Raw genomic sequence first — 18,365 nt, 5'->3', positions numbered from 1 at the left:
CCGCTCTTGCCGTTGCGCTGGTTGGTCGCGTTCTCGGGCCGCACGGCGCCGGCCGGATAGCCCAGATGGTGTCCAAGTTCGGCGCCCAGCGCCCGCTCGATCAGCGCCTTCTTGAACGCCGCTGAGGCGGCATGCACCGCTTCGGCCGTCATCGGCCCCTTCACGAACTGGTCGATCAGTTCCTTCGGAATGGACGGCAACGCCGTCAGGGCCTCGGGGGACGTCTTGGGTTTGCGTGGCATACATGCTCCTTGAGCTACATGTTATGCCTTACACACAAAATTTATGACAGGCCCGGCTCGACAAGAAAATCGGGACCCGCGCACGAGTTTACGGCAGCAAATGGGGAAACTTCAGGAAACCCTTTAAAAGACAAGTATTTGCAAACGTTTGCAGCGTTTTGATCGCACTTCCTCTTTGTATTTGGCTCGAGCCCCAGTTGTTTGAGCGTGTGAAACGTGTATTGACGACGCGCAAGATCCGGAAGGCGCGTCCGTCTTCGCCAAGTGATTTGATGATCGCCCACTGACCGCGCGCTTCAGCCACTACCCGCACCACACGCGCTTCGTAACGCATCAACACACCGATCTTCGGGCAGGCCGCCTTCCGCCGACTGCGTCCTGTACGACTCATAACTTCACGCCGGACTTGCGGACAGCTTTCACAGGGACCGGCGCATTGCCGGGCCGCGCGTCGCGGAAACTGCCGTGCCGCACTGCCCGGACCGGACGCGTTCCACCGCAGGAATTCGAGCTCCTGCGCCTGTACAGCGTGGCTCGCCCGCATTGCATCAAATCGCCCGTCCAGCATAACCGTCTGATGGCGAAAGTCCGCCGGTTGTGTCTGCGGGGACGGGATCTCGGCCTGCGCACGCTCGATCTCGAGGAGCGCGCGTTTCTCTGCAGCCTGATCCGACCATACCCATTGCCTGCTCCAGGTCGCCAGCGACTCGTCCGTGTCGACCATGCCCGATAGCATCAACTGGACCTTCAACCCCAAGTCTGGTGGCAACGAACGTACCGCTTCCGCGACCGCGTCGGTCACCTCGCTGAACGCCCGTGCGAGGACATACCGTCGGCGCTCGCCGTCGTTCCTGAGCCGGATCCTATCCTTGTTTCTGTCAGGCGACTCGAACCAACGCGCGTTGACCGGGGCCGTGTCGGGCTTCAGAACCGTCCGCGCTTCAAGCTTGACTTACCCGTCCAGCAATTTTCCAATCGCGTCTTCGCTCGCCTCACTGGCAAACCTCGCGTGGGCGCGGCAAAAACGCCGAGCGGACGACTGGCCTGCGCAAACACGTCGGTCACTTAGTCTTCACGGGCGTTGTTTCACACGATGGCGTCCAGCCGGCGGCCCTCGTAAAAGCTATAGCGCCGCAAGACCACGAATGCGGCCACCCCGTACGGATAAACCGTCACGCAGGTCCAGAACCAGGGCGTCTGGGTTGGTTCGCCCTTTGGCCAGACAAACAGCACGACGAAAGCGCCGACGATCACGATCAGGAAAAAGACAATCGTCCAGCGTAGACGCGATGGTGGGTTATCGGTACAGGCTCCTCAGGGGGCAGGCTTGCGAAGTCAACTGGCATTGGCACTCCCTCAGAAACCGTTCGGCCGCGGACGAAGTGTGCGGGACACAATATCCCACACGGCGACGGCTTCGCTCTCGCTCATGGACGCAGCCTTGATGCGATCCTGCATAAAGGCATTGGGCGAACCCGTATTAAAATCCATCGTCAGCAACGGCGACTGCGCACTGCTCGTCATCGAGTTCGCCTCAAGGGTAAACATGCTCCCTGGCACTTCCAGATCTGTCTCCCCAACGATGAGCCATTCTTCAGCATCAATTCCTTGCAACTTGACGGCACCTTTCCGTATGGCTCGCCCCTCCTTCATGGACCTCAGGCCGGCATTGATCTGATCACCGCGCTGCAGGAGCGTGTTGGGTTCACGAATGCTCGAATTGCTCTCGAGTCCAAGACTCACGTCCCGGTTGTTGGGAAACACAAACTGTGCCCCGACATCTTCCTTGTCCGTTGCTTTTCCAGGAAGAAAGGCACCAAGAAAACAAAGTCCAGGTTCCGTGGGTATTTCATCCTCGCTGCGCCAACGTAGTCTTTTGACAAGGTCGAATATGAGGGCCGTCTTCATCGGGACATCATTCTTCACATCCAACGCCTGGATATAAGGCTTACTCGTTTGATCGGGATGGAGGTAATCATGTCCATCTATTCCCAACTTGAATCGATACCCATGATCCCACTTGTACGCCTCGAAAACGCGACGGCCAGGTCCGATGCTCCGATTACCCCGATGGATGAAGTAGTGCGTATTCGGACCCTCCACCTCACCATCTGCGTAAAGAAAAGGATACGGGTCGATACTCTTCGTCCCCCGGAGCTCCGCCTGGCGGCTCGCAATCTCCTGCAGATACGCTTCATGCGTCATTGCTTCCGAATCGATCATCACGCCCTGCACCGTCGCATCGCCCGACACCAGCACATCGGCCGGCATGTCAATCAGATACCGCCCCACGCAATACGGTTTCAGATTCTGGGTCAGTTCACTCATGTGATGTTTCTCCTGCTCGGTCAGGGGGGCCAGCTGGCGTCCACAGGCGGAAACCACCAGCAATGGAAGCAATAAAAGCCATTTGTTTGCTCGGAGGGTCATCACTTGTATTCCAGGACTGTGCCCTTGACGTTGGAAACAATCCTGGTGACAGCCCATAACGCGAAGTAGTGCTGTGGACGATTCTTGTACGCTCCCTCGTGGTCAACCCCCGGATAGGCCACACAGGCCTGCACACCGGATTGCCCCGTAGGCGCACGACCGGACCGGATCGGAACCGTTCCATCGCCGTTCTCTGAGGGCGGCATCAGGTTATATTGCATATTGATGGGGTCGCGCCCACTGCGCTGGAGCAGTGACTGGCTACCAGTCCCACTGTCCTGTAGTACCTGTCCATTTTCGAGGTGGTCGACCTTCGCATATGAATCGGTCCACTTCAGCACCGGATTCAGCTTGCTCTCCCAGACCACATCACCCCAGGTCTTGTGCTTCTCGTCGTTGCCGTAGAACGCATAGGTGGCGCGATGAAATTTTCCCCGCATCGCTTCATGGAATGGCTGCACATCGTCATTTATCAATGACGTATATGCATCCCAGTCCGCGTCGATGTTCTTCTTCGCCGGATCCATCGGGTTGATCAGCTTGTCATTGACCAAACTCCACCACTGCCCACGTTGCAGGTATACCTCCGAGTAGGGATCGGTCACTGGCAGTGAGGTCTGTTCCTTGCCGTTCCGCAGTTTGAGCCACCCCATCCCGTACTCCACGGCCGGAAGCAGTTGCAGCGGTCCCGGAGACTGCGCAAAAACCGGGGTCATCGTGGAATTGTCCGGCCCGAGGACTCGGCCAGCAGACCCCTCGCTGCCCGTCGTGACACGCTTGTAGGCTGTTGCCGACCCCGTTGTTGGCATCACACCGTGGACGATCCCGAGTACCTTGTCACGATGCCCATCGACTTCCGAGTAATATCGCGCCACCAGCCCACCCATGGAATGGGTAACAATAATGACTTTCTCGCAGAGCTTGTTCTGCTTTTTGTAGTAGTCGGTAAATTCTTTGATCTTGGCCGCAAGATGTTTTGCCGAGTCCGAGTTGGATTGCAGCCAGTTGTATCCGACTGCGTGAACCGGCATGTAATACTTGTATGACAGCGCAACTTCATCGTGTGACAGCACACTCACGCCCGGTGCCTCGGCCACAAGTTCTTTCATGAGGCCCGCCCGGAAACCAGCCTTGCACTCATGCGCATCGTTCAGAGCATTTTCCAGGAAGGGAAGGAACGTTCCATAACTCATCTTCGCCACCGCCCCCCAGCCTCGCCGGCGCAGTTCCGCCACACTCTGCGCGGTCCCGGACGGAATATCACCACCTTCGTAGACGTCTGTAGTCTTCGGATCGAGCTTTTGCTTCCGGGTCTCCGGGCCGCGCCATAACCATGCCTTCGCGGCACCCGCGCCACCGTTTACCAGCCAGACGGGACTTCCCTTGTTTATTCCTTTAATCGCTATGAGGTTACTTCCCATGACCCCCGGAACGAAGATCACGGGAATAACCCGATTGGGGACCATGTAGCACACAGCAGTGCTGTCGTCAGGCTTTGACATGACGGAGGCGTAGTGGGCAGATCCGTCGTCCGCTATGGTCGCCGGGATGATACGTTCAGTTGTGGCCATGTCCAGGAGTTCCTTGGTCGAAGCAAAATTGGCGTCCAGCGTTTTGCGCGCGATCAGGATCACGCGGGATCACCGTCAAGCCGAAGGCGCAAGCTCTCAGCAGCCTGGCCGTGCTGCAGCCCAGTCTTGCCCGCTGCATCTGTCGAGCCCTGGATAACGCTGCCGTCGTCGCGAATAATCGAGAACTTCTGGTTGTAGACCCACTTCAAGGTGTACTCGTCGTCGAAAGGCGCATACTTCCCGTTGTTGACGGTTTCCGCGAGTGAACTGTGCCCCTGGCGGCTGAAGGCCGTCGATTTGATAGTCCGGTTGATTTCGCTCCATCCTCGATACCAGCCGATGCAATTCGGACGTACGATCCACCTCATTTTAGAAGGAGCTCTTCGTTTGGCTCGATAGTGATACATCCATTTGCACTCCTGATTTACATGTTCTTGTCGGAAATCAAGTACATGTCGTCGCTCTGTGACTGGAATCACGGCATCGGCAGTACGCGTCTCTTCACCGATGTGTGCTGCAGCGCTGATACAAGTCTTCCTTCATCCGACGACTTTCGCGAACAACTGGGAACCAGCTTCGTTGCCTGGCGCGAGCAAGCGTGCCTGATCGAGGCGGTCGCCCGGCTGAACCGGGGCGAGTCAGTCACGCGCGTCGCCTACGAACTGGGGTACGGCAGCCCCACGGCGTTTTCGACGATGTTCAAGCGTGTCATGGGCGTGTCGCCGCAGCGATACCTGAGCGGCGAGCCGTAAGGCCGCGCTGGGTCGCTGCGTCGCTGGAGAAACTACCAATAGCACGATCGTACTATTTTAGGTACGCTAGGCGCCTTCTCCTCTCAAGATGCGAGACCGTTCCGCCATGTCGCTGATCCTTTCCCGCCGCGATCTGAACTTCCTGCTCTACGAATGGCTCGATGTCGAAAGCCTCACGCGCATTCCGCGCTACGCCGACCACACGCGCGAGACCTTCGACGCCGCGCTCGACACCTGCGAGAAGATCGCCACTGACCTCTTCGCGCCGCACAACAAGAAGAACGATCAGCACGAGCCGCACTTCGACGGCGAAACGGTCACGATCATCCCCGAGGTGAAGACGGCGCTAAAGGCGTTCAGCGACGCAGGCCTGATGGCCGCCGGCCAGGACTACGAATACGGCGGCATGCAGTTGCCGCTCGTCGTCGAGAAGGCGGGCTTCGCGTGGTTCAAGGGTGCGAACGTCGGCACGAGCGCCTATCCGTTTCTCACCATCGGCAACGCGAACCTGCTGCTCGCGCATGGCAGCGCAAAGCAGATCGACACCTTCGTGCGCCCCGAACTGGAAGGCCGCTACTTCGGCACGATGTGCCTTTCCGAGCCGCAAGCGGGTTCGTCGCTTTCGGATGTCGCCACGCGCGCCGACTTCGAATGCGATTCCCCGCTCGGCGCGCAATATCGTCTGCGTGGCAACAAGATGTGGATCTCGGGCGGCGAGCACGAGCTTTCCGAGAACATCGTGCACCTCGTGCTCGCGAAGATTCCCGGTCCCGACGGCAAGCTCATTGCGGGTGTCAAAGGCATCTCGCTGTTCGTCGTGCCCAAGTACCTCGTGAACGAAGATGGCTCGCGCGGCGAGCGCAACGACGTCGTGCTCGCGGGCCTCAATCACAAGATGGGCTATCGCGGCACGACGAACTGCCTGCTGAATTTCGGCGAAGGCACGAAGCACACGCCGGGCGGCCGCGCGGGTGCGATCGGCTATCTCGTGGGCGAGCCGCATCAGGGGCTCGCGTACATGTTCCACATGATGAACGAGGCGCGCATTGGCGTGGGGCTCGGCGCGACGATGCTCGGCTACACCGGCTATCTGCATGCGCTCGATTACGCGCGCAACCGTCCGCAGGGGCGTCCCGTGGGCGCGGCGGGCAAAGATCCGGCTTCGCCGCAAGTGAGGCTCGTGGAGCACGCCGACGTGCGCCGCATGCTGCTCGCGCAAAAGAGCTATGTGGAAGGCGCGCTCGCGCTCAACCTCTGGTGCGCCAAACTCGTGGACGAAGCAAATGCCGCCAGCGGCACGGCGCGCGAGCCGCTCTCGCTGCTGCTGGACCTGCTCACGCCCATCGCCAAGAGCTGGCCTTCGCAGTGGTGTCTCGCGGCCAACGACCTCGCCATCCAGGTGCACGGCGGCTATGGCTACACGCGCGAATACAACGTCGAACAGTTCTATCGCGACAACCGTCTCAATCCGATCCACGAAGGCACGCACGGCATTCAGGGGCTCGACCTGCTCGGCCGCAAGGTCGTCATCAAGGATGGCGCGGCGCTCAAGATCTTCGTGGAGCGCGTCCAGGCTACGCTCGAACGCGCACGCGCTTCGGGCGCGGCAGACGAGACCGCCCACGCAAGCGCGCTCGCTGCCGCACTCGAGCGGCTCACGCAAGTCACGCGGCGGTTGTGGGCAGCAGGCGACCCGGCAGTGACGCTCGCCAATGCTTCGGTGTACCTGGAAGCGTTCGGCCACGTGGTGCTGGCCTGGGTGTGGCTCGAACAGGCGCTCGTGGCACGCGCGGCGCTCGCAGCGCCCACTCAGGCAAGCGGCGAGGAGGCGGACTTCTATCGTGGCAAGCTCGCGGCCGCCGCCTACTTCTTCGCATGGGAGCTGCCGAAAACAGGCGCGCAGTTCGATCTGCTCGCCTCGCTCGACCGCACTACGCTCGACATGCAGGACGCGTGGTTCTAAAGCCGCGAACACGGCGCGAAAGCAAAACGCCCCAAAAGACCGGACTGGTGTCGGCCTTCTGGGGCGCTGCCCGATACCTCGCCCGAGGCATCGGATCACTTCACGTGCGTTGGACCGTCAGTTCGCCGCCTGCTGCTCGAAGCGCCTGAGCAGGTCGTTGCCGCGCGAGTTGGCCGAATCGAGCGCCTGCTGCGGCGTCTTGGCACCCGTCCACACCTGTTCGAGTTCCTCGTCGACGATCGTGCGGATCTGCGGCATGTTGCCAAGGCGCAGGCCCTTGGTCCACGGCAGCGGCGGCTTGTTGAGCATCTGCTTCGTGGCCGTATCGGCGCCCGGATGCGACGCGTAGAAGCCCTGTTGCTGCGTGAGTTCGTACGCGGCCTTCGTCACCGGCAGATAGCCCGTGTCCTGATGCCACTTTGCAGCCACGGCCGGCGAGCTCAGGTACGCGAGGAACTTCGCCACGCCCTTGTAGACCTCGGGGTTCTCGCCGCCCAGCACCCACAGGCTCGCCCCGCCGATGATGGCGTTCTGCGGCGCGCCCTTCACGCTCGGGTCGTACGGCATCATGCCGGTGCCGAACTTGAACTTCGCATACTGCTGCACGTTCGCCAGCGCGCCCGACGAGCCCATCATGATGCCGCAGTCGCCGCTATAGAACTTGGCGGTGGCTTCATCCTTGCGGCCCACATAGGTGAAGGTGCCTTGCTTCGCCATGTTCTGCAGGAAGGCGATATGCGCGACCTGCAATGGCTTGTTGATTTCGAGTTGCGCGTCGAGGCCGTCAAAGCCGTTGTTGCGCGTCGCGATCGGTGCGCCTTGCCACGCGCTGTAGTTCTCGATCTGGATCCAGCCCTGCCAGCCCGTGGTAAAGCCGCAGCTCATGCCCGAGGCCTTGAGCTTCGCGGCGGCTTCGGCGACTTCGGGCCAGGTCTTCGGCGGCGCGTCGGGCAGGCCGGCCTTCTTGAAGGCGTCGCGATTGTAGTAGAGCACCGGCGTCGAGCTGTTGAACGGCATCGACACCAGATGGCCCGTCTTCGCGTCGCTGTAGTAGCTCGCAATCGTCGGCACGAAGGCCTTTTCGTCGAGCGGCACGCTGGCGGTCTTCATCACGTCGTACACGGGCAGCACGGCCTTCTTTGCGTTCATCATCGTGGCGGTGCCGACTTCGTACACCTGCAGGATGGCGGGCGCATCGCCGCTGCGATAAGCCGCGATGCCGGCAGCGAGCGTCTGGTCATAGGTGCCCTTGAAGACGGGCACGATCTTGTATTCGCTTTGCGACGCGTTGAATTGCTCCGCGATCGCGTTCACGCGCTCGCCGAGCTGGGACTCCATGGCGTGCCAGAACTGGATTTCCGTGGCGGCATGCGCGGCTTGCGCGCCGCCCGCCAGCACCACGGCGGCGATCAGCGCGCGCAAGCGGCCGCGCGAACCTGCGCGTTGTATCTCGTGCTTTTTCATCTGGGTCTTCTTCCTGTTATTGATCGTTGTCCCGACGGATGCGCGCGACGAGGCGCGGCTCGGGACTTTGGTTCAGGACTTCGATTTTCGACTTCGATACATCGGGCCGTCCGCCGGCGGTCGTTCGCACGCGCGCACGGCACCCTCGGCCCAAGGCAGGGCAAGGGTAGCACAGCGAATGGGACGCCCGTGTGATGGCTCGTGCCGCGGCGTGTCAGTGGTCCGCGGGATCGTGGCAACAGACGCAGAGCTTGTTGCCTTCGGGGTCGCGAAAGTACGCGCCGTAGTAGTTCGGGTGATAGTGCGGGCGCAGGCCGGGCGCGCCCTCGTCGGCGCCGCCGTTAGCGAGCGCGGCGGCGTAAGCGGCGTCGACTGCCGCGCGCGAAGGCGCGAGCAGCGCGACCATCTGGCCGTTACCGGGTTGTGCGGCCTTGCCGTCCCACGGCCGGCCGACCAGGAAGAGCGGACGCGGCACACCCGGCTCCATCCAGCCCGCCCAGGGGTAGTCGGGCTCGCGGAATTTCAGCGCGAAGCCCAACGCCTGCATGATCGGAGAATAGAACGTAAATGCCTGGTCGAAATCGTTCACGCCGATGTACACGTGAGAAATCATCCCCATCGTCTTTGCCTCCTCGTTTGCAGCGGCGCGCGGGTTGGTGTCAGCCGCGCCGTTGCGCCATGAACAGGACGGAAGCGGGCTTGCCGCTGCGCGGGTCGAGCGGCTCGCGCATCGCACGCAAGTCGAGACCGCTCTCGTCGAGCAATGCGATCCAGCTTTCGAGCGTGCGAAAGTACCACGGCGGCGCGTCGCGAAACGCACTGCTGAATCCGGCCCACGATCCGGCGCGCCAACCGTCGACATAAGGCTCATCGCCGCATGCCATGAGCGGATGCAGCGTCTGCACGATGAGCGTGCCTTGCGGCTCGAGCAACGTGGACATCGCGCGCAGCAGATCATCGACACTGGTCGAGCCGATGAGCGAGAAGTTGCACACCACCGCATCGGCGCGGCAGTGTAATGCGCCCTGCGCGACCTGATCGTAGGTTAGCAGGCGGCAGTCCGCGAGCCCCGCCGCGCGCGCGGACTCCACGAGTTCGGGCACCGCGTCCACACCCGTGACGGCGACGCCACGGCGCGCGAGCGCCAGCGCGAGCCAGCCCTCGCCGCAGCCGAGATCGATCACGCTACGCGGCGTGCACGCGAGCACGGCGTCGAGCACCGCTGCGTCGGTCACGAGCCGGCGGCTCGCGATCTCGCCGCCGCGCACGGCGGCGATCCAGGGCGTCGCGTTGCGCTGCCACGATGCGAGGACTTCGGCGTCGGTGCGGATATCGCGGCTCATGGGTCTCCTTGTCAACGCAGATCGTGGATGCGCCACTCAAGCGCATATTATGCGCGCCGCCGGACACCCGGAGCGGCGCGAGAACACAGCCGCGGAAAGACCGGTCTCGCAAACTACGAACCGAAGAACGGTACACAAAAGCCAGCCGGCCCGACACAATCGCCGGGCCCGTTGGGCTTCGGATGCAAGTTCGCGCATCCGGAAAAGGCGGCGGCGACTGTAACGCACAGCGCGGCGCGCAACACGTAATAAAGAATGCGTGATTTCATGAATGGGATGGAGTGAGCCGAAGTTGACTGGCCGCGATGCGAGGTTCCGTCACGTCGCGCGGCCTGTTCGCCGCGACGGAAACGCTGCACCGGCTTCAGTGATGCGCGTACAGCGTTCGATCGAGCGTCTGCATCTGCCCGTCGCGTTCGGCGTGCACCAGTTCGTGGCGCACCTGTGCGCGTGTGACCGGCGCGTCGGCCTGCGGGACTTGCGCGCTTGCCAGCTGCTGCACGCTCGCCTGCGGTGCGCTCGCCGCCTGTGCATGCGCGAGCGCCGATATCGACAGCATGATTGCGGCGCACGCGCCGCCCTTGAATATCCTCACCTCGTTTCTCCTGTGCGGCCTTGCGGGCCGGGGCTATCGGTCATGGCCGGAAGCGTTGCGCGTTCCGGCATCGAATCGGCTTGCGACTCGTGAGGCAAGGATAGAGGCGCGACTTTCGCCAAACATCCGCACGCAAATGAAGAAATGTTTAATCAGTCACGTGTGAATATCGGCTGCGATATTTATTTAGGTTTTCTTATCAACCGCGAGAATGCGCCGCAAAAAAACAACGCCAGCGCATGTCACATGCCTTGTGAAGCCGCACTGGCGGCGCATTCGCGCTCATGCAATTTCTGAAACTCAGTCTTTCCGTTTTTCAAATTCGTTCACGGAGGGCCTTACGCATAATCGCCGCTGAATTTCGGGCCGTTGGCAAAGCCGTGCCTCAGCGTGCCTTCACGCGCCGCGATTTCACTCTCACTTATGCCACTCATCAACGAAGACCATTCAATGAAAAGAACCGCTCTCGCCGCCGCCTTCACACTGGCATCGTTTGCCTCCATCGCCCACGCGCAAAGCAGCGTGACGCTCTACGGCTCGCTCGACACCTCCGTTGCCTGGTTCGGCAACCAGCAAGGCAAGAACGGCTCGGGCGGTACGTTCCAGATGACGTCCGGCAATCTGTCGCCGAACCTCTGGGGTCTGCGCGGCACCGAGGACCTCGGCAACGGCCTTTCGGCGATCTTCAAGCTCGAAAGCGGCTTCAACGTCGACAACGGCAAGCAGGGCCAGGGCGGCCGCTTGTTCGGCCGCACGGCGATGGTCGGCCTGAATTCGACCACGGCGGGCACCGTCACGCTCGGCCGCCAGTACGATCCGCTCATCGACTTGCTGCAGCCGCTCACCAACGACGGCGCATTCGGCTCCGCGTTCGCCACGCCGGGCGACATGGACAACTACGACAACAGCTACCGCACCAGCAACTCGATCAAGTATGCGAGCCCTAACTTCGGCGGCCTGCAGATGAGCGCGATGTACGCGTTCGGCGGCCAGCCGGGCAGCACCGGTGCGGGGCAGACGTGGGCCGTGGCGGCTGCGTACAACCATGGTCCGTTCGGCTTCGGTGCGGGCTATTTCAAGGCCAACAGCAACGGCGGCACGGCCGCAACGTTCGACGGCCTGAATCCGAACACCGACGTCAACGTGGATTCCACCGCCATTACGGGCGGCTTCGTCTCCGCGAATTCGCTGCAGATCATTCGTGCGGCGGGCGACTACACGTATGGGCCGGTGACAGCGGGCCTCGCGTACAGCAATGTGGAGTACGCGAACTATCAGAGCGCGTACGGCGCGAACAGCAACACGAAGTTCAACACGGGCCAGGCGTTCATCAACTATCAGGTCACGCCGGTCGCGCTCGTCGGCTTCGGCTACAACTACACGAAGGGTCACGGCAACGGCGTGGACGCGAGCTACAACCAGTTCAGCCTGGGCGGCGACTACTTCCTCTCGAAGCGCACCGATATCTACGCGCTCGCGGGCTACCAGAAGGCGTCGGGCAAGACGATCGACGCGGACACGGGCGAACTCGTCAACGCGGTCGCCTCGTTCGGCGACTTCGGCAACGACGCGAGCAACGACAAGCAGGCGATGGTGATGGTGGGCCTGCGTCACAAGTTCTGATTCGCTTCGCGCGAGGCATGCGCGGCGGCCGCGCCGGAAATCGCTCGCCGCCATGAAGTTCGGCTATAATCGCCCCCTGTCTTAGGGGAGTAGTCTGCAACGCCTGCTTTGGCGTTGCGCCGCCGTCAACATAATTGGTGCCCCCTGCACCATGGCGCCGGCAGCCGTATTGCGAATCATTGCAGCCAATCGCTGCAATTGCGCGGCCTGACGAGACCTATGACGTTTTCCCTTTCACCCGAGCCGGGCGAAGGGAAGCGTCATGGTTTCGGTGCCCGGCTCGCACATCACGGCAATAACAATGACTCGTCTCGCCCCGCATCACCTCTTCATTTGCGCCACGGAGCGTTCGTCATGATCTTGACGTTCGCCTTACTCATTGCCGCGGCCGGCATCATCTACTTGTCCTGCGAGACCTTCGTCAATAGCGTCGAGTGGCTCGGGCACAAGCTCAAAGTCACGCAAACCGCCACCGGCACGATCCTCGCCGCATTCGGCACTGCGCTGCCCGAGAGCGTGGTCACGCTCGTTGCCGTCGCTTTCGGGGGCGATCCCGCGCACAAGGAAATTGGCATAGGCGCCGCGATTGGCGGGCCGCTCGCGCTCAGCACGATCGCCTATGCTGTCGTGGGCTTCGCGTTGCTTGCGACAGCGAAGCGCGTAGGCCGCGAGCGCGCGGCCACCGTCGACGTGAATACGCGCCGTCTGCGTCGCGACCAGCTCTGGTTCCTCGCGATCTTCGTCGCGAAGATCGCGCTGGGGCTCGTGGTCTTCAGCTTCAAGCCGTTGCTGGGGATCGCGTTTCTCGCGGCCTACGCGTTCTACTGCTGGAAGGAGCTTTCCGCTGAAGATAGCGGCGAGGTGGAAGGCGATCTCGAGCCACTGAAGCTGCGCCCGCACGACGAAAATCCCGCCATGGTGTGGATTCTGCTGCAGACGCTGGGCGCGCTCGCGGTGATCTTCGCGGCTTCGCATCTGTTCGTGCAGCAGATCGGCGCAGTGGGACCGTGGCTCGGCCTGAGCCCGCAGTTGACCGCTGTGTTGTTCAGCCCGATCGCCACCGAGCTGCCCGAGATCATGAACGCGATCATCTGGGTGCGCCAGGGCAAAGAGCGGCTGGCGCTGGCGAACATCAGCGGCGCGATGATGATTCAGGCCACCATTCCCACGGCGTTCGGCCTCTTCTTCACCCCGTGGCATCTCGGCGCGCCTTCGATTCTCGCGGCCGTGACGACCATGATCGCCATCCTGATCCTGCAATGGGCGTTTCGCGCGCCGAAGGTGCGCAGCCGTCAGCTCACGCATGTCGGCTGGCTCTACGCAGTGTTCGCGGTGTTGCTGTTCGTGGTGTGACGAGGCCTGGCGCCTCGTTCAAGCCGCCCCGGCGGCGGCCTGGGCGGCGCCCGCGTGGTAATGGAGCCAGCGGATCATGTCCGAATGCCTGACCACGCCAACCAGCCGACGCGCATCGTCCATCACCGGAATGTCGTGATAGGCGTGCTCGATGAAGATCGGCACCAGATGCGCAAGCGGCGTGGCCCGATGAACCGCGTGCACGCCGGCCGCCATCACGGCTTCGACCGTTTCTTCCACGCGCGCCGACTCGCGCAGCACCGCGCGGCGCAGCGTGTTCCAGAATCGCTTGAGGCCAGCCGCCGGCGCAAGGTCGCCGAGCGCGTGATGGGTGACGACGCCGACCACGCGGTCCATCGCGTCGACCACGGGCAGCGTCGAAGCCCCGTGGCGGCGGAACATTTCGTGCGCCGCTCGCGCGCCCATTGTTGCGGGCACGGCGGGACACCCAATCGACATGATTTCCTCGCAAGTTAGTTGTTCGAACGACTTCTGCGGAAAATCCAGCGGCTCGAGCAGATGTTGCGAGAGCGCGGCAAGCGGCGCGGCAACGGCTTCCGGCGTGGGACGAAACGCGGCGCGCGGATAGCGGTGCCCGGTCAGCGCGTGGAAGGCAAGCGCCGCACTGAGCAACGCAAAGGACTGGAACACGATCGGAGCGAGCACGAAGTGAAAGCCGAGCGCGTGAACCGCGGGGCCGCCCAGCACGGCGGTCAGCGCTACGGCGCCTGAAGGCGGATGCACGCAGCGGCACAGGAACATCGCGCAGATGGCGAGTGCCACCGCCACGGAAGCCGCCGCGACCGGCGACGCGATCCATTGCGCGCACGCCACGCCCACCAGCGCGGAAACGAAGTTGCCGCCCATAATCGACCACGGCTGCGCAAGCGGACTGTCCGACGCGCCGAAGAGCAGCACGGCAGAAGCGCCCATGGGCGCCACGAGCAGCGGGATATCGCCCGCGGCGCCGAACATCACGTGAGTTGCGAGTCCCGTGAACGCGATGCCGATCAGCGCGCCGCCGCAACGCCGCGCCCGCTCCCGCCATTGCGGCGCGGCCGGGTTGGGCACGAAACTCGTCAACCATTCGATGATTGCGGTGCGGGACATGTCTGGGGCTTGCTGGTCGGTATGTCGGCCAGATTACCGACGCGCGCCGAATATCAACAATTGATATTTCTGTGCGTACATATAATTCATCCTGTATGCATGTTTGGATTCACCGAGCGAATTTTTCTCGGCAATTTGGAATCGCTTGGTCTAGAATGACGTCATGAAATCCGATCTCCGTTCTGGCCCCGGCCGTCCACGCGAATTCGACGAGCAGGAAGCCGTGCAGAACGCGCTAGAGGTGTTCCGCACGCGCGGCTATGCCGCAACGTCGCTGCCCGACCTGATCGAAGGTACGCAGCTCTCGCGCGGCAGCCTCTACAAGGCGTTCGGCGACAAGCACCAGCTCTTTCTCGCGGCGCTCGACTTCTATACCGAGCGCGGTATCGCGCGGCTCACCCGCAACCTGCGGCACGCCTCGGCGCGCACCGCGCTGCGCGAGGCATTGCGTCACTACGTACGCCTTTCCGTCGGCCTCGAAGGGCTTGCGGGCTGCCCGGTTACGGCCGCCGCAACCGAATGCCTGCCCTTCGATGCCGAAGTGAAAGCCCGCGTCACGGACATGTTCACGCGCATGCAAGCGCTGCTCGCCGGTGCGATCCGGCGCGGCCAGGCTGCGGGCGAACTAGCCGCCGACCAGAATGCCGACGATCTCGCGCGCTTCCTGCTCTGCACGATCGAAGGCATGCGCGTGCTGGGCAAGACCGACCTCGGCGAGGACGCGATCGATGCCATTGCTGAAATCGCGCTGAGCGCCATCCGCTAGTTTTTTTGGCAAATTCGGAACTGATTAGTTCCATATGGAGGCCGCATGACGAACCTTTCGACTGTGGAAATGCCGCCCACCCGAGCGGGCGCACGCACCTGGTGGGCGTTGACCGTGCTGCTGATGGGTACGCTGTTGCCACCGCTCGACTTCTTTATCGTCAACGTCGCGCTGCCGTCCATGCAGTCCGGGCTGCATGCAAGCGCCGCCATCGCGCAACTGGTGATTTCGGCTTATGCGGCGACCTACGCGATCTTTCTCATTACGGGTGGCCGGCTCGGCGACCTGTACGGGCGGCGGCGCATCTTTCTCGTGGGGATCCTCGCGTTCGCGGCGGCTTCGGCCGTTTGCGGGTTCGCCAGTTCGCCCGCTGCGCTGGTTGCGGGACGCATCCTTCAGGGCGCCGCCGCGGCCGTCATGGCGCCCCAGGCGCTTGCGTCGATCCACGCGCTCTTTCCGGCGCATCAGAAGGGGCTTGCGCTCAGTCTTTTTGGCACGGCTTACGGGATCGCTTCGGTCGCCGGCCAGGCGCTCGGCGGCGTGCTCGTCTCGGCCAATGTATTCGGACTGGGCTGGCGCAGCATCTTCCTCATCAACCTGCCTGTCGTGATCGTGGCCGCGCCCGCGGCGTACTGGCTCGTGCGTGAAAGCCGCTCAGACCACCCCGCGAAGCTCGATCCCGGCGGCATGGTCTTGCTCGCCGTGGCGCTGGCTGCGGTCGTCGTGCCGCTGATCGAAGGCCGCGAGCGCGGCTGGCCAGTCTGGACGTGGGCGTTGCTCATTGCCGCGGCGCCCCTGTTCGCGATCTTCTGGCGCTACGAGGCGCGCGTCGCGGCCGCCGGGCGCGATGCGCTCGTGCCGCCCATCATCTTCGCCGCCCCTGGTCTCGTGCGCGGGCTCGTTGCCACGCTCTTCTTCTATTCGCTCGCACCGTTCTTCATGATGTTCGCGATCTACGTGCAGCGTGCGCTCGGCCTCGCGCCACTCGAAGTCGGATTGCGCATTCTGCCCGTGGGCATCGGCTTTCTGATCGGGCCGCTGCTCAATCCGCTGATCGTGCGCCACTTCGGGCACCGCGCGGCGGCGGCCGGCATGGCAATCGAGGGTTGCGGATTACTTTGGACTGCCATGCTTGTTCACGATGCTCAACTGCACGCGCTGAACGCATCGCTCTTTCTGATCGGCTTCGGCCAGGGCGTGGCGCTGCCCGCACTCGTCAGGCGCAACGTCGAATGTGTCGATCGACGCTGGTCCGGTCTTGCCGCCGGGCTCGTCAGCTCGGTTTTGCAAGTCAGTGCCGCGCTCGCCGTGGCGTTGCTCGGTGGCTTGTTCTTCGCGCTTGCCGGGCCGGATTCGAGCGGCGCGCACGTGGCTCGCGCGTTTGCCACGACCGTTGCGATTATCGGCATTCTGCTTTTCGTTGCAGCGTTTCTCGCCGGCGGGCGCAATAATCACGTGCCGCAATTGCGCAAACAGCACGTATAAGAATAAGTGCGCCCAGCGCGCTGCATGAAACGATGGCCATTCGCCGGGCCGCGTGATTAACACGGCCTGCGCGCAATGCCGCCATGAAGGGAAAGCAAATCGTCGCTTTCTAAATTTGTTTTCATCTGGAGTGCGCCGCAACTTAAAGCATGCGTTCCGATTGGGCACCGATAATGCCTTCCAGTTTCAGCACTGCGAGGAACGCAATATGCAAAAGCCGATGTCGATCGAACTCGTCAACGAATACGGCCAGCACGCGGTGTGCGTGAAGGTAAGCGGTCAAGCCGCCCTGCTCGATGCGCCCGATGTGGATGGTCTGATCGAAGAACTCAGCAAGCTGCGCGCGCTCATGCAGCCGGCCGTACCCGAGCAGCCTTTGCGCTCGCATCAATATGTGCTCGAGATCGATCCGTGCTGGTACACGGAACGCAATCCGCTCTTCGACGGCACCGTGGTGTTTCTGCGCCATACCGGCCTCGGCTGGGCGGGCTTCGCTATTCCCACCGAAAGCATGCATCGGCTCAAGGCCGCACTCTCGGCACACGAAGCCGCCGCGCAGCGCGACGCGCATGCCTATGCGCAAGCACTGCCTAATTAGGCGCGCTGCCAGCCCACTCATTCTTCCCGTCTGACCACGCAAGAAGCGTGGATGAAACGTCGCCGCCATGCGCGGCGTCGAAGCCCGCGCTCGCCCTCTCGGCGGCGCGTCTGCCCAGGACTATCGCCCATGAACCAGCTCCAAGCCATGCGCGTCTTTACGCGCGTCGTCGATCTGAGCAGCTTCAACCTTGCCGGCAAGCAGCTCGGCATGTCGGCCGCGGCCGTCACGCGCAGCGTCGGCATGCTCGAAGCGCATCTGAACATGCGCCTCCTGAACCGCTCCACGCGCAGCCTTTCGCTCACCGAAGCGGGACGCCTCTATCTGGATGGCTGTCGCGCCGTGATCGAGAAGCTCGATGAAGTCGAATCGGAACTCGTGCGCGCCACGCGTGACCCTAGCGGCGTACTGCGCATCGCTGCGCCCGCGGTATTTGCAAGCTCGGGACTGCCCGCCGTGCTCGGCGCGTATCGCGCGGTCAACCCGCGCGTCGAATTCGACGTGACGGCGTACGACACGCATATCGACCTCATCGAAGGCGGCTTCGACGTGTGCTTCGCGACCGACCGCCAGAGCGTGAATGCCTCGCTCGTGAGCCGCAAGCTCACGTCGATCAAGGAAATGCTCGTGGCCACGCCCGCCTGGCTCGCGCGCCACGGCATGCCGCGCAATCCTGCCGAACTTGTCGAGCACGGTCTGCTCGCGGTTTCCGATGCGCCGCGCCACTGGGAGTTCACGAACGCCGAGGGCGTGCAGCGCATCAACGTGAACGGCCCGATGACGGCCAACGGCTACGCAACCGTGCGCGCCGCCGCGCTCGCGGACATGGGCATCGCGCTGCTGCCGCTGCCCCTCGTCGCCGACGACCTCGCGCGCGGTGCGCTCTTGCCCGTGCTCAATGCGTTCGACGTAAACGGCGGCGTGCAGCACATCTCGATCGTCTATTCCGGCCGCAATTACCTCACGATGAAGATTCGCAGTTTCATCGACTTCGCCGTGGAGCAGTTCCGCACGAATGTGGCGCAGACGCGGTCCGCGCCGGCGCCGCTGCGCGCGGTTGCCTGATGCTG

General features: G+C 62.8%; 17 protein-coding genes, 1 pseudogene and 1 riboswitch. Of the genes and pseudogenes, 8 read left to right on the top strand and 10 right to left on the bottom strand.

Annotated features, from left to right (window positions below):
* The 5 genes and pseudogenes from E1N52_RS37240 to E1N52_RS37220 all read right to left on the bottom strand — a co-directional run.
* Positions 1–242 (bottom strand): annotated as a pseudogene (locus E1N52_RS37240) (IS256 family transposase); the annotation flags it as partial.
* A gap of 88 nt (positions 243–330) precedes the next feature.
* On the bottom strand, positions 331–1,044 hold the full coding sequence (locus E1N52_RS37235) for a hypothetical protein (RefSeq protein WP_133189346.1): 714 nt from the start codon (positions 1,042–1,044) through the stop codon (positions 331–333).
* A gap of 554 nt (positions 1,045–1,598) precedes the next feature.
* Positions 1,599–2,570, bottom strand: a complete 972-nt coding sequence (locus E1N52_RS37230; RefSeq protein ID WP_133189344.1) for a T6SS immunity protein Tli4 family protein — start codon at positions 2,568–2,570, stop codon at positions 1,599–1,601.
* 101 nt (positions 2,571–2,671) lie between these two features.
* The gene (locus tag E1N52_RS37225; protein ID WP_133189342.1) at positions 2,672–4,306 is read right to left on the bottom strand and encodes an alpha/beta hydrolase; all 1,635 of its coding nucleotides are present in this window, start codon (positions 4,304–4,306) and stop codon (positions 2,672–2,674) included.
* A complete protein-coding gene (locus E1N52_RS37220) occupies positions 4,303–4,650 on the bottom strand; it encodes a hypothetical protein (protein WP_205965730.1) in 348 nt (115 codons plus the stop codon). The genes E1N52_RS37225 and E1N52_RS37220 overlap by 4 nt, the downstream gene beginning before the upstream one ends.
* A 45-nt stretch (positions 4,651–4,695) precedes the next feature.
* On the opposite strand from E1N52_RS37220, the gene E1N52_RS37215 reads away from it, so the two are divergent.
* Positions 4,696–4,995: a helix-turn-helix domain-containing protein gene (locus E1N52_RS37215; RefSeq protein WP_246089389.1), complete on the top strand. Its 300-nt coding sequence runs from the start codon at positions 4,696–4,698 to the stop codon at positions 4,993–4,995.
* Positions 4,996–5,101: 106 nt separating this feature from the next.
* Positions 5,102–6,958 carry an acyl-CoA dehydrogenase gene (locus E1N52_RS37210; protein WP_133189336.1) on the top strand — a complete coding sequence of 619 codons (1,857 nt, stop codon included), beginning with the start codon at positions 5,102–5,104 and terminating at the stop codon, positions 6,956–6,958.
* Positions 6,959–7,075: 117 nt separating this feature from the next.
* Here the strand turns inward: E1N52_RS37210 and ugpB are convergent, their stop codons facing one another.
* The 4 genes from ugpB to E1N52_RS37190 all read right to left on the bottom strand — a co-directional run bounded on the left by ugpB (position 7,076) and on the right by E1N52_RS37190 (position 10,360).
* Complete coding sequence (gene ugpB / locus E1N52_RS37205) at positions 7,076–8,422, bottom strand: sn-glycerol-3-phosphate ABC transporter substrate-binding protein UgpB (RefSeq protein WP_133189333.1); 1,347 nt, start codon at positions 8,420–8,422, stop codon at positions 7,076–7,078.
* A 214-nt stretch (positions 8,423–8,636) separates the two neighbouring features.
* Positions 8,637–9,035 (bottom strand): VOC family protein, encoded by a 399-nt coding sequence (locus tag E1N52_RS37200; protein ID WP_133189371.1) that lies wholly within the window; start codon positions 9,033–9,035, stop codon positions 8,637–8,639.
* Between the two features lie 46 nt (positions 9,036–9,081).
* Positions 9,082–9,765, bottom strand: a complete 684-nt coding sequence (locus E1N52_RS37195) for a class I SAM-dependent methyltransferase (protein ID WP_133189330.1) — start codon at positions 9,763–9,765, stop codon at positions 9,082–9,084.
* Between the two features lie 364 nt (positions 9,766–10,129).
* Entirely contained in the window at positions 10,130–10,360 is a 231-nt protein-coding gene (locus E1N52_RS37190; RefSeq protein ID WP_246089388.1) for a DUF4148 domain-containing protein, read from the bottom strand.
* Positions 10,361–10,810: 450 nt separating this feature from the next.
* Here E1N52_RS37190 and E1N52_RS37185 point away from each other — a divergent pair, with 450 nt between their 5' ends.
* On the top strand, positions 10,811–11,983 hold the full coding sequence (locus tag E1N52_RS37185) for a porin (RefSeq protein ID WP_133189328.1): 1,173 nt from the start codon (positions 10,811–10,813) through the stop codon (positions 11,981–11,983).
* A 72-nt stretch (positions 11,984–12,055) separates the two neighbouring features.
* Positions 12,056–12,227: riboswitch (yybP-ykoY riboswitch) on the top strand.
* Between the two features lie 110 nt (positions 12,228–12,337).
* The gene (locus tag E1N52_RS37180; protein ID WP_133189327.1) at positions 12,338–13,336 is read left to right on the top strand and encodes a sodium:calcium antiporter; all 999 of its coding nucleotides are present in this window, start codon (positions 12,338–12,340) and stop codon (positions 13,334–13,336) included.
* 18 nt (positions 13,337–13,354) lie between these two features.
* On the opposite strand, the gene E1N52_RS37175 is transcribed toward E1N52_RS37180, so the two are convergent.
* Positions 13,355–14,446 carry an HPP family protein gene (locus tag E1N52_RS37175; RefSeq protein WP_133189326.1) on the bottom strand — a complete coding sequence of 364 codons (1,092 nt, stop codon included), beginning with the start codon at positions 14,444–14,446 and terminating at the stop codon, positions 13,355–13,357.
* A 163-nt stretch (positions 14,447–14,609) separates the two neighbouring features.
* Here E1N52_RS37175 and E1N52_RS37170 point away from each other — a divergent pair, with 163 nt between their 5' ends.
* The 4 genes from E1N52_RS37170 to E1N52_RS37155 all read left to right on the top strand — a co-directional run bounded on the left by E1N52_RS37170 (position 14,610) and on the right by E1N52_RS37155 (position 18,360).
* The gene (locus E1N52_RS37170) at positions 14,610–15,212 is read left to right on the top strand and encodes a TetR/AcrR family transcriptional regulator (protein WP_133189324.1); all 603 of its coding nucleotides are present in this window, start codon (positions 14,610–14,612) and stop codon (positions 15,210–15,212) included.
* A gap of 45 nt (positions 15,213–15,257) precedes the next feature.
* The gene (locus E1N52_RS37165; RefSeq protein ID WP_205965729.1) at positions 15,258–16,697 is read left to right on the top strand and encodes an MFS transporter; all 1,440 of its coding nucleotides are present in this window, start codon (positions 15,258–15,260) and stop codon (positions 16,695–16,697) included.
* Between the two features lie 208 nt (positions 16,698–16,905).
* Entirely contained in the window at positions 16,906–17,295 is a 390-nt protein-coding gene (locus E1N52_RS37160) for a hypothetical protein (RefSeq protein ID WP_028208348.1), read from the top strand.
* A 129-nt stretch (positions 17,296–17,424) separates the two neighbouring features.
* Complete coding sequence (locus E1N52_RS37155) at positions 17,425–18,360, top strand: LysR family transcriptional regulator (protein WP_133189323.1); 936 nt, start codon at positions 17,425–17,427, stop codon at positions 18,358–18,360.
* Positions 18,361–18,365: the final 5 nt, after the last annotated feature.

Source organism: Paraburkholderia guartelaensis, from assembly GCF_004353905.1.
In the GTDB taxonomy this organism is placed as follows: Bacteria; Pseudomonadota; Gammaproteobacteria; order Burkholderiales; family Burkholderiaceae; genus Paraburkholderia; species Paraburkholderia guartelaensis.
Note: the sequence above shows the minus strand (reverse complement) of the source record. Positions and strands in the feature narration are given on the sequence as shown.

What these genes read in the sequence shown, in the direction of transcription:
- E1N52_RS37215 (WP_246089389.1), top strand. Translation starts at nt 4,696, where the DNA reads ATGTCGTCGCTCTGTGACTGGAATCACGGCATCGGCAGTACGCGTCTC.
- E1N52_RS37165 (WP_205965729.1), top strand. Translation starts at nt 15,258, where the DNA reads ATGACGAACCTTTCGACTGTGGAAATGCCGCCCACCCGAGCGGGCGCA.
- E1N52_RS37160 (WP_028208348.1), top strand. Translation starts at nt 16,906, where the DNA reads ATGCAAAAGCCGATGTCGATCGAACTCGTCAACGAATACGGCCAGCAC.
- E1N52_RS37195 (WP_133189330.1), bottom strand. Translation starts at nt 9,765, where the DNA reads ATGAGCCGCGATATCCGCACCGACGCCGAAGTCCTCGCATCGTGGCAG.
- E1N52_RS37220 (WP_205965730.1), bottom strand. Translation starts at nt 4,650, where the DNA reads ATGTATCACTATCGAGCCAAACGAAGAGCTCCTTCTAAAATGAGGTGG.
- E1N52_RS37175 (WP_133189326.1), bottom strand. Translation starts at nt 14,446, where the DNA reads ATGTCCCGCACCGCAATCATCGAATGGTTGACGAGTTTCGTGCCCAAC.
- E1N52_RS37210 (WP_133189336.1), top strand. Translation starts at nt 5,102, where the DNA reads ATGTCGCTGATCCTTTCCCGCCGCGATCTGAACTTCCTGCTCTACGAA.
- E1N52_RS37170 (WP_133189324.1), top strand. Translation starts at nt 14,610, where the DNA reads ATGAAATCCGATCTCCGTTCTGGCCCCGGCCGTCCACGCGAATTCGAC.
- E1N52_RS37230 (WP_133189344.1), bottom strand. Translation starts at nt 2,570, where the DNA reads ATGAGTGAACTGACCCAGAATCTGAAACCGTATTGCGTGGGGCGGTAT.
- E1N52_RS37200 (WP_133189371.1), bottom strand. Translation starts at nt 9,035, where the DNA reads ATGATTTCTCACGTGTACATCGGCGTGAACGATTTCGACCAGGCATTT.
- ugpB (WP_133189333.1), bottom strand. Translation starts at nt 8,422, where the DNA reads ATGAAAAAGCACGAGATACAACGCGCAGGTTCGCGCGGCCGCTTGCGC.
- E1N52_RS37155 (WP_133189323.1), top strand. Translation starts at nt 17,425, where the DNA reads ATGAACCAGCTCCAAGCCATGCGCGTCTTTACGCGCGTCGTCGATCTG.
- E1N52_RS37185 (WP_133189328.1), top strand. Translation starts at nt 10,811, where the DNA reads ATGAAAAGAACCGCTCTCGCCGCCGCCTTCACACTGGCATCGTTTGCC.
- E1N52_RS37180 (WP_133189327.1), top strand. Translation starts at nt 12,338, where the DNA reads ATGATCTTGACGTTCGCCTTACTCATTGCCGCGGCCGGCATCATCTAC.